Consider the following 1,596-nt stretch of genomic DNA (forward strand, 5'->3'; position numbering starts at 1 on the left):
CCGGATCTCTTCAACCGCCTCAACGGAGACAGTCACGTCGCTCATCAGGTGCTACTTCCATGATCGGGAGTTACACCGTTCAAAGTACAGACCCGCCTCGACGAGCGGTACGGGCCTGGGGAGTTCCCGGCGCTGTTCCGCAGCGGGACGTACGTCGGGGGCGAGGTAGACCGCGATCCCCCTGAGCCGTCGCCGGCGGGACGGAATGGGTCGCCGGATACGCCGGGGGCTCGACGATGGGCGCAGGCGTGGGGGCGGCGAGGAAGGGGTCAGGAGGTTGAGGGGATGGCGAAGCACAGCCCTATGACCGTCCGGTATGGTCGATCCGGTGAGTTGCTGTGCATGACAACAGCCTGGCTTATCGGGAGGGATCTTCATCTTGCTGAAGCAAATCAAGGCCCTGACCATCGCGGCGGCCTCGGTGGCTGCGCTCGGCCTGGGCACGGGGGCGGCGCAGGCGGCCGTCGCCGTCCCGTCGAACGTGTGCCAGAGCCAGAACGTCCACACCTACAACGACGGTTACGCCGTCCCCGGCCATCCGGCGGAATACCTGGAGGTCAACGGCTGGGGTGGCCAGGGTGCGGCTGTGGGCACCTGGGACTGGGTCAACCAGGACAATGAGCGCTGGTGCCTGGAGAAGGCCGCCGAGGGCGGCTGGTACTTCCACCCGAAGTACAACCCGAACCTGTGCCTGGACGTGCCGGGCAACAACTTCCCGAACGAGATGGTCGTGTGGGCCTGCAACGGCCGGATCAACCAGCGGTTCGACATGAACAACCACGGCTCCAACGGCCAACCGAACGGCGGTCACCTGTGGTCGGTGAGCGACAGCGAGTGGGAGCTGGAGAGCACCCACACCAACGGAGGACAGGTGGGCATGGCCTACTACACCGACGCTTTGGTGACCTGGTGGCAGTAGTCCTTAAGTAGCACAATGAAATCGCGCCGCCGCCCCTGGTCACTGAGGCGGCGGCGTTTCGCTTATCCATCACGGACGATCTAGGTTCTTCGGCTCGCTGAGGTGCCGAGCCGTTTGCGGCTGGCACGCAGCAGCCCGGCGACGAAGAAGGCAACATCCATGTCGGCATGATCGCAGCCCCGCACCCGCCAACAACAACGCTCAGACTCGCCAACTGAAGCGCTCAGTCACACCAGCGGCGCCAGTCCCCACGTGAATTTCGTCGACCAACCTCCGCCTGCGCGGAGCGGACACCGACTGCCGGAAGGGCGGTGCCGCCGGCAACGACCAACCTCCGCCTACGCGGAGCGGGCGGGACCTCGGTGACGTAGCGCGAGGACTGTCAACGGCCTTGTAGTCCGGTTCTGATCCACTCTCTGTGGAGCGATAACGGAGCGTAACGGTGTTCAGTGGGCTACCGACGAAATGCCACCAGCCGGGGTGATCGAGCCCATGCCCGCAACGGAGCGCCCAACATGGCGTTGGACTTCGAGCGGGTGCTTGGGCCGACCGCATCCGCGGTCGCGCTCGCCGACTTGCACTCTGAAGTTCCACCCTGCGGTTGGACACTGTCCGTTTACGCCGCCAAGGCGTGACCTTGCTGGTGTCGCTGTCGGATCTCGAGTGGGGTGAGGTAG

General features: G+C 65.1%; 1 protein-coding gene. It reads left to right on the forward strand.

From position 1 onward, the window contains the following. Nucleotides 1-379: 379 nt before the first annotated feature. A complete protein-coding gene (locus ACZ38L_RS39450) occupies nucleotides 380-919 on the forward strand; it encodes an RICIN domain-containing protein (protein WP_465702976.1) in 540 nt (179 codons plus the stop codon). Nucleotides 920-1,596: the final 677 nt, after the last annotated feature.

This window comes from Kitasatospora sp. NPDC024654 (genome assembly GCF_055559155.1).